Source organism: Arcicella sp. (genome assembly GCF_964672035.1).
The window spans coordinates 1-8,341 of record NZ_CBABQS010000120.1 but is presented as its reverse complement, the minus strand read 5'-3'; the positions used below and the strand labels follow the sequence as shown (position 1 = coordinate 8,341).

Annotated in this window: 6 protein-coding genes and 1 pseudogene; 4 read left to right on the top strand and 3 right to left on the bottom strand. The window is 32.4% G+C overall.

The window, feature by feature from the left end; all coding sequences use genetic code 11:
• Nucleotides 1-53 precede the first annotated feature (53 nt).
• From AC1W31_RS19600 to AC1W31_RS19590, 3 genes are all read right to left on the bottom strand, one after another.
• Complete coding sequence (locus tag AC1W31_RS19600; RefSeq protein WP_481736190.1) at nucleotides 54-1,463, bottom strand: RepB family plasmid replication initiator protein; 1,410 nt, start codon at nucleotides 1,461-1,463, stop codon at nucleotides 54-56.
• A gap of 596 nt (nucleotides 1,464-2,059) precedes the next feature.
• A complete protein-coding gene (locus AC1W31_RS19595) occupies nucleotides 2,060-3,094 on the bottom strand; it encodes a ParB N-terminal domain-containing protein (protein WP_481736189.1) in 1,035 nt (344 codons plus the stop codon).
• A gap of 9 nt (nucleotides 3,095-3,103) precedes the next feature.
• Nucleotides 3,104-4,063, bottom strand: coding sequence for a ParA family protein (locus tag AC1W31_RS19590; protein WP_481736188.1), 960 nt, complete (start codon nucleotides 4,061-4,063; stop codon nucleotides 3,104-3,106).
• Nucleotides 4,064-4,560: 497 nt separating this feature from the next.
• Between AC1W31_RS19590 and AC1W31_RS19585 the strand changes: the two are divergent.
• The 4 genes and pseudogenes from AC1W31_RS19585 to AC1W31_RS19570 all read left to right on the top strand — a co-directional run.
• A pseudogene (locus tag AC1W31_RS19585) lies at nucleotides 4,561-4,749 on the top strand (transposase); the annotation flags it as partial.
• Between the two features lie 218 nt (nucleotides 4,750-4,967).
• On the top strand, nucleotides 4,968-5,693 hold the full coding sequence (locus AC1W31_RS19580; protein ID WP_481736187.1) for a DUF6088 family protein: 726 nt from the start codon (nucleotides 4,968-4,970) through the stop codon (nucleotides 5,691-5,693).
• Nucleotides 5,690-6,673 (top strand): nucleotidyl transferase AbiEii/AbiGii toxin family protein, encoded by a 984-nt coding sequence (locus AC1W31_RS19575; protein ID WP_481736186.1) that lies wholly within the window; start codon nucleotides 5,690-5,692, stop codon nucleotides 6,671-6,673. The genes AC1W31_RS19580 and AC1W31_RS19575 overlap by 4 nt, the downstream gene beginning before the upstream one ends.
• A 223-nt stretch (nucleotides 6,674-6,896) precedes the next feature.
• Complete coding sequence (locus AC1W31_RS19570; protein WP_481736185.1) at nucleotides 6,897-7,748, top strand: hypothetical protein; 852 nt, start codon at nucleotides 6,897-6,899, stop codon at nucleotides 7,746-7,748.
• Nucleotides 7,749-8,341: the final 593 nt, after the last annotated feature.

Below are 8,341 nucleotides of genomic sequence, written 5' to 3'. Positions count from 1 at the left end.
AACCTAATGAAATCAAGTTGGCAGCATGATTGCCCCACACTTTTTGATGCACTCTAAAACAATCCCATATCCTTAATACCCAATTGCTTGGCTTTTGACAAAAAGTTATTTTTCAATAATTGAAAATCATTAAACATGGGTGTCATTTTTCCAAGTACATAACTTTGAAAAGTGCCATCCACGCTGAAATTACCTACAAATTCTTCTAAACTATTGTGTTGAATCCCAAGAAATGGCTTATAATTATCAAGAGCAAGTTCAGCCAGTAGATTATTTTTATCTGCTTGTGATTCGTCTTTTAATTCGTCCAATATTTGAGTAAATAAATTTGGATTTGCTTCTAATAATTGTTTAGCCAACTCCTTTTTACCAATAAAATAATCGTTCTTTATTTGGTTTGCTTGATGCCCAAACAATGTTTGTTCTTCTTTAACCTGTTTTTGCTGTTCAAGTTTTACTTTTTTCTCAGTTTTAACTTTCTCTTGTTTATCCGTAATATCAATAGCTGAAACCATTTTTTGGAGATAGCTGGCAACATCATTTATTTTTCCTTTCTTGTGTTGAAGTAAAGTATAATCAACTCCTTGTTTTATTTGTAAATAAGGATATTTTTCAAACCAGTTCTTAACAGTTGATAGGCTTACATTAAAACTTTTTACAGTTTCGTAAACATCTTTTGTCAGTACCTCAGTGTGATTAGGCAACTCCTTGGTGAGTATGGATAACTCATCTTCATCTCTCTTTAAGTTCTTTTTATTCTTAATTACAGTAAAACGGATGGCAACAACTTTTTTCCCTTGTTTAATTTCCTCAAAATCAAAGTATAATTCTGAGTTTTCTTGCAACTCATTTCTTGCCTGAATGATTATTTTTACCTTAAAGTCGAAATAATTTTTATACTTATTTTCAATAGAAAACATTTCCTTTATCTCGGTGACCGTATATTGAAAAGTTTTGAATCGCTCTTTCTCTTTACAGATCTCATAAAACCGCATTGCATAAGAACTATCAAGCCCTAAAATGTTACGTATATCAATCACCGTAAAATTCTCCTTTAATTGCAACAGGAATGGCTTTAAAAGGCTTGGAAACTCCACTAAAAAGGCTCCTTCTTTTTCCAAATATAGATATCCACTTATTAAACTGGTATTGAGTTCCACATTATCGTCTTTGTAGTAAACACGTTTACCAATCATCTTCTCCACTTCCTTTTTTAAATGATTGTAAAGACTATCTCCTTTTGTGCCTATAAACTTCTGAAAATCTTTTACAACCACAATCATAGGCTCAAAATTGGTTTTTGAGGTGTCAAGTTTTGCCAAAAGAAACAAGAATAGCTTAGTTTGAATAGGAGTCAACTCAAACTTAGCCTCAATCAACGGATTGCCCTTAATAACCCTGAATGGGTCTTTTGATATAGCAATAAGAGCCTTTTCTCTCTTCGATATTTCTTGATTATCCATATTTTAAGACAAGAATTTGATTTTATGCGGTAGTTTTACAAAAATAATAAAAATTATACCCTGTGCAAAGTAAAAACTACTTTTAAATTACACAAGTAGTTTTTGGCACCATACAAGTAGTTTTAAGACACCATATAAGTAGTTTTTAACACCATATAAGTAGTTTTTGGCACCATACAAGTAGTTTTTAACACCATAAAGGTAGTTTTAAGGTTATTCAAGTGTTTGAAAATGAGGGACTTATGCAATCGGAAAGTTATAAAGTATTTGAAAGTTAAAAAAGAAAACAAAACAATAAATGGTTACTAAAAATAATAGGATTAATCTTGTTTTTTGCTAACACTACTTTCTCTCCATTTTTAGGGTTACACACCATAGAAGTAGTTTTTATAGACTTATTCAAATGTTTTGATAAAATACACGACACCATAAAAGTAGTTTTTGTATAAATTGTATATTTTTATAATTATATAAGAATATATGATGTAAAGCTCTGTTTTATTATATCTTCACACCATAAAAGTAGTTTTTACATTTCATTATTTCTTATTACGATTTGAGTTAAAAACTACTTTTATGGTGTGAGATATGTATGATTACAAGGCATCAATAAAGTCTTGAAAAGCAACCTTCAACGCTTCTAATTCAGCACTTTTTATCTTTTTAGCATTATAAACTTTTTGCAATTTGGCGTTTAATTGAAAATACCTTTTTTGTATCAAATTTTGCATTTTTGGTACAACTATTTGCGAATCTTCCGAAATGAGATTGTTATACACTAAATTCAATTCTTCTGGTGTTTTTAAAGGCTCGTTAATATCGTTAGCCTTGCTTAGCTTCTGTATTTTAGATTTTTCAACTTTGATTTTGCCATTTAAGATGTCTTTACGAAATGAAGGGTCTAATTTCTCTAAACCACGAGCAAATTCTGCATCTCTACGAATTGTTTTTTCATCTACACTAAAGTACGTTCCAAGCTCTTGTGCAGTCGTTTTATTTGATTTATACACCAGATGGACATTTTGCCCATTTGGCAAATTATCATCAGATTTAACTTCAAAATTTTCGGAATTTTCGTCAGATTTTGCCAGATGGACATTCTGCCCATTTGGCAAAATTGTTTCAATTTGTGAGGACTTTAAATTTTCAGAAACTTCTTTTTTTTCTGTATTATACCTTATCCCACGCAAATAAGAGGCTTGTTGTGGGGTTATATTTCGACGACTTAATTGAAAATCAATCATAAAATCTCGAACCTCTTTTAAAGATTCAAAATTGTCAATCTGAATATTGAAAGGTATTTGTAGTTCATTACAAAGCTGAAAGCGATTATGACCATCAATTAGTACATAAATCGCTTGGTCTGAATCTCCTTCTCGATTTATAACTGGATTGGTCGTTTGCCAAATCTTTAATGGATCCTTACACCCGTGCTTTTGAAGATTATCTTTTAGCGATAAAAATTCTGATTCTAATAAGGGAGAAATTAAATCTTTAAGTTCATCTAAAATGATAATATTTTTCTTGATATTTTCAGTAGAGCTAAAACTTCCAATTGTATTTGTTTTCATGCCTTCATAAACAGTTCTACTGTTTTCTGCCATTTTTTCGGCTAATGTCTTCTTTGCCATGATTTTAGATTAGTTTCGTTTGTCCAAAGATTGTAAATATTCTTCCCCTAAATTCTGATATGAAATTGCCGCCTCTGAGTTTTTACTAAAAACACTGATAGTTTGATGCTCAATCATTGCTTTTTGGAAATCAATCAAGTGTTTTATTTCCGAATCAAATACTTTAAGATTAGAGAATTGCAGGCGAATAAGCTCTTTGTATTCTCGGTGAATACTATTACTTTTTACCATTGTAAAAACAATACCATCTAATTCTAACGAAGGGTTGAGCAAGGCTCTTACTTCTGAAATTCTTTCTAATAAAACTACCAAACCTTTATACGCAAGTTGTTCTGGTAAGGTAGTTATTAAACAACTGTTAGACGCTTGCATGGCTGTTATAGTAAGAATATTGAGAGATGGGGGGCAGTCGATGAGAATAAAATCATAATTCTTTGAGACTTTACTGATGGCTACTTTTAAGCGTAATTCACCACCAATTTTGTTACTTAGTTCTTTTTCCGCAGAACTCAATTCAATATCACTTGGAGCAATATCTAAGTTTTTTTGAACATTTTGGATGGCTAATGGAACTTCTAAGTTAAGAAGTGAATGGAAAACCTGAGTTTCCCCGACTCTAATATTAAGGACTTCACTTAAACTTCCCTGTGGGTCTATGTCAATCAATAATACTTTGAAACCTTGATTTGCCAATGCTTCCCCCAGATAAGCAGTAGTTGTAGTTTTGCCAACACCTCCTTTGTGATTTATAATAGAAATAACACGTGCTTTTTCAAAAGCCTCTTGATTGAATCCGTATCGAGTGACAACAGGATACAAATCAATCAAATGTTTTTCATTTAGGTTTCTGGATCCACCCATTACCCCTGAAAGTGTATTTTTTGGTAATTGTGCTTCTCTTTCCAAAGTCGCTATCGAAATAGCCGAATGGCGTTTGAGAAATTTCAACAAAGTATCTTGTGTAAGCATATTTTTGTTTATTATTTTCAACAAATGTAGTATAAATGTTTAGAATAATAAACAATTTTAGTATTTTTATTAGATTTTTATTGAATATTATGGTCTTTGAAACCAAAGCGGGCCAAATCGGAATTACAAATTTGCAACTAATTGATCATCAATACTTTGAAAGTATTATTTTCGTACAAACATTTTTTAATCTACTATTTTCTAACCGTTAGTTTTTGGTAAGGTATTATCTCCGTAATTATTCAAGGATAGACAGCCACTGTATCTCAAAGGTAGGGTATTAATAGTTTAATGAATATAATCAGTCTATAAAGCTCGTTTATTTTACTTTGTCAAGGCAATATATATATATATCAATATTTGAATAGTTTTTGGGTTAAAATTAGGTAGAAGAAGGTTTAACTAATGAGGTCTATAGAATCAACGTATACCTCTATGAGCTACTAATTCCGATCTGGCCCACTTTGGCTCCAATGACCATCAATGATGAAAACGAAAATATCAAAGGATTTGCCAGAGGTATTCTAAGGGATTTTCAAGCTGTTTATCAGGGTTTTGTCTCAAATTGGAGCAACGGACCAGTCGAAGGCCAAGTCAACAGGCTCAAAAATATCAAACGACAAATGTATGGTCGTGCGGGTTTTGAACTTCTCCGAAAGAGAGTGGTAATTACAAGTCAAAGGTAGCTTTTCACCAAAATTGACGAAGAACATCATTCATCGGAATATACAATGAATGAAGATATTGAAATCCTAAAACATGATATTATGGTTACTCCTGAGTGGATTAGGGTAATTATGAGAGAAGCATTGATACGATGATTTATCTTTAGAGTTATACAAAAATGTCCAGTTTTTTAATTAAAAAACTGGACATTTTTGTATATTTGTGAAAATTATAGCATATGAAAACAAGTAATTTTATAAGTTCAGAAATAAGTAGGCTGCCACAAAGCACTATTTTTACTTACCAAGATTTCATCAAAGAGGGAAATTCACGAGAAGCTACAATTAAGGCTTTGAATAGGAAAGTAGCCTCTGGCGAAATTGCCAAGATTGCTAAGGGAAAATTTTATGTTCCACAACAATCAATATTTGGGGTTTTGAAACCCAACGAACAAGAAATGATTAAGGATTTATTGGAAGAAAATGGTGAAATTGTGGGCTATCTCACGGGATTGTCAATGTTTAACCGTTTGGGATTGACGACTCAGGTTAGTGCGGTTACAGTTATTGGTAAAAATGAAGTTAGACCTGCCTTTAAACGAGGTTATTTAAGAATCGATTTCATAAAACAGAAGAATAAAATCACGAAAGATAATGTTCAACTACTCCAAATCCTTGATGCAATTCGCTATGTAAAAGAGATTCCTGATGCAGATATTGATTTTTTATGTAATCGCTTTTTATCTATTTTGAAAAATATTCCCAGAGATTTTCAGAGTAAAATGGTTGAGTTAACGATATTGTATCCACCCGCAACCAGAGCCTTGTTGGGGGCATTATTAGATGAATTAGGTGCAATAGATTTGACAGAACCTTTATACAAATCTTTAAATCCTATTACTGTTTACAAATTACCAAGAGCTTCAAAAGTTTTGTCAAATACTCAAAAATGGAATATCAAATGACCTTACATCTTGACCAAGAAATTTTCAAATTAGCTATTGAACAAACAGCGAGAGAAATTGGAATACAAGAGATTTATGTCGAAAAAGACTATTGGGTAACGTATGCTCTTAGTGCAGTATTCCATGATGAAGTAGGCAAACATACCGTTTTCAAAGGTGGAACAGCTCTATTGAAATGTGATGCTATGATTCAACGATTTTCGGAAGACATTGATTTGGTAATACTTAGAGAAGGAAGCGAGTCGAGTACCCAATTAGGAAATAAGGTAAAGCGAATAAGCAAAGTTATCAAAGATATTTTGCCAGAAGTTACGATTGAAAATGTAACTCAAAAGATGGGTATGAATCGCAAAACAGCACATATTTATCCTAAAATATTTGGCGAAAATAATTTCGGACAAGTACGTGATGTAATCATAGCAGAAGCCACTTGGTTAGGTTATTTTGAGCCTTATGTTAGTAGAAAAGTAAGTACATTTATCTATCAAATGATGGAAGAAGCGGGTCAAGAGTCTGTTGCAGAACAATACGGATTAATGCCATTTGAAGTTTTAGTATTAGACCCCAGACGTACATTTTGTGAGAAAATAATGAGTTTGATTCGTTTTTCTTACACCAACGAACCAATGGTTGATTTAGGAAATAAAGTTCGCCATCCTTACGATTTGCATAAGTTGTTAGAAATTGAAGAAATCAAATCATTTTTTCATTCAAAGGACTTTGACACAATGCTTGTGAGAGTGGCAATTGATGATGTGAAGAGTTATAAAAATAATAATTCATGGCTTCAATTTCACCCAAGTAAGGCTCTAATTTTTGATGATACTGAAACCATCTGGAAGTCTCTAAAAGAATCTTACAATGGCACATTTAAAAACTTAGTTTTTGGTAATTTCCCAAAAGATAAAGAAATTTTGACAACGCTTTTAAAGATTAAGGATAGACTTTCAATGGTTGAGTGGGAGATTAGTATAAATTAATTGAAAATATCAAAAGTGCAACAAAATGCACTTTTAACCATTTTAATCATAATATTTCAACCAATTCAATTATTTTACGCAATATGGGTCTTTGAAACCAAATCGGGCCAAATCGGAATTACAAACTTGCAACTAATTGATTATCAATACTTTAAAATTATTGTATTCTTACAACAGCAATTTATTTTTTGGCAAAATGTAGCTCTTTATTTAGATTTGATCCATGAAATCGAGCTATAAAATTTTACAGGAATCGCTAAGCGTTGATTCCTTGATTGTAAATCTACGAAGTCGCTTTGATAGCTTTACAGACAAACGTACTAAAAATTCAAGTGTCTCTTTAACAGATATTTTGATGAGTGCTTATGCGATATTTTCGCTAAAATACTCCTCCCTTTTGCAATTTGAGATGCAGAATCCCATTGAAAAGGAAAACTTGAAGAATCTATTTTGCCTTGCAAAAACCTGCAATGATTCTCAAATGCGGGTGGTTCTTGATGAGGTCAATCCCGATGATATCCGTCAATTCTATCCCCAAAACTTCAAAACATTAGAAGATTTAGGCATCACTAAGGAGTATGAATTTTGGAAAAAATACCTCATTGTTGCCATTGATGGGGTTCATCACTTTGAATCTAAAAAAATACATTGTGAGGGCTGTTTGAAAAAGCAACAGGAAGATGGTAGTATTTCCTATAATCATTCAATGCTATGTGCTATGTTGGTACATCCCCAAGAAAAGGAAGTCTTTGTCATAGGGACAGAACCGATTATCTGTCAAGACGGCATAGAAAAGAATGACTGCGAACGCAATGCCTCCAAAAGACTATTGAATTGGATGTCAGGTCATTACAAAGATAAAAAGTTGCTAATTACCGAAGATGCTCTCTACTCAAATGCCCCCAATATTGAACAAGTCGTAAAAAATGGGTGGTCATATGTATTGGGAATAAAACCTGATGGTAATAAAAGCCTTTTTAAAGTTTTCAATAAAAAGATTGAATATTCCGATGAAATTGGTTCTTCGTCAATTTTGGTGAAAGATTATTTCTCCTATAAAATCGTAGATGCTTAAATTCTTGTATTTCCTTTTTATTTCTAAATTGGGAGGTTTTGGGTGAAAATTTATTTTCTAAAATTGCTTTTTCAAATACTTTTCACCAAAATTGACGAAGAACCAAATTGGTGCGCATTTCTCATTCTGATTTAGAATCCCAAGATTCAAGAATCAAGAATCAGCCGAATCAAGAATCTGATTCATAATCCCAAGAATCAAGAATCTGCCGAATCAAGAATCTTACTCAGAATCTCAAGAATCAAGAATCAGAATCCCAAGAATCAAGAATCAGCCGAATCAGGAATCTGATTCAGAATTCCAAGATTCAGGATTTAGCAGATTCAAGATTCTGATTCAGAATCCCAAGATTCAAGATTCAGGATTCAACAGATTCAAGATTCTGACTCAGAATCCTAAGATTCAAGATTCAGCATATTCAAGATTCTGACTCAGAATCCCAAGCAAGATTCAGGATTCAGCAGATTTAAGATTCTGACTCAGAATCCCAAGATTGGATTAAATTAAAAGTTAGAACCAAAAGTACCGCATTGAAAAATATGCTTGCCACATAGCTCTACCCACAGCTGGCAACATATCAATATGATCGGAGA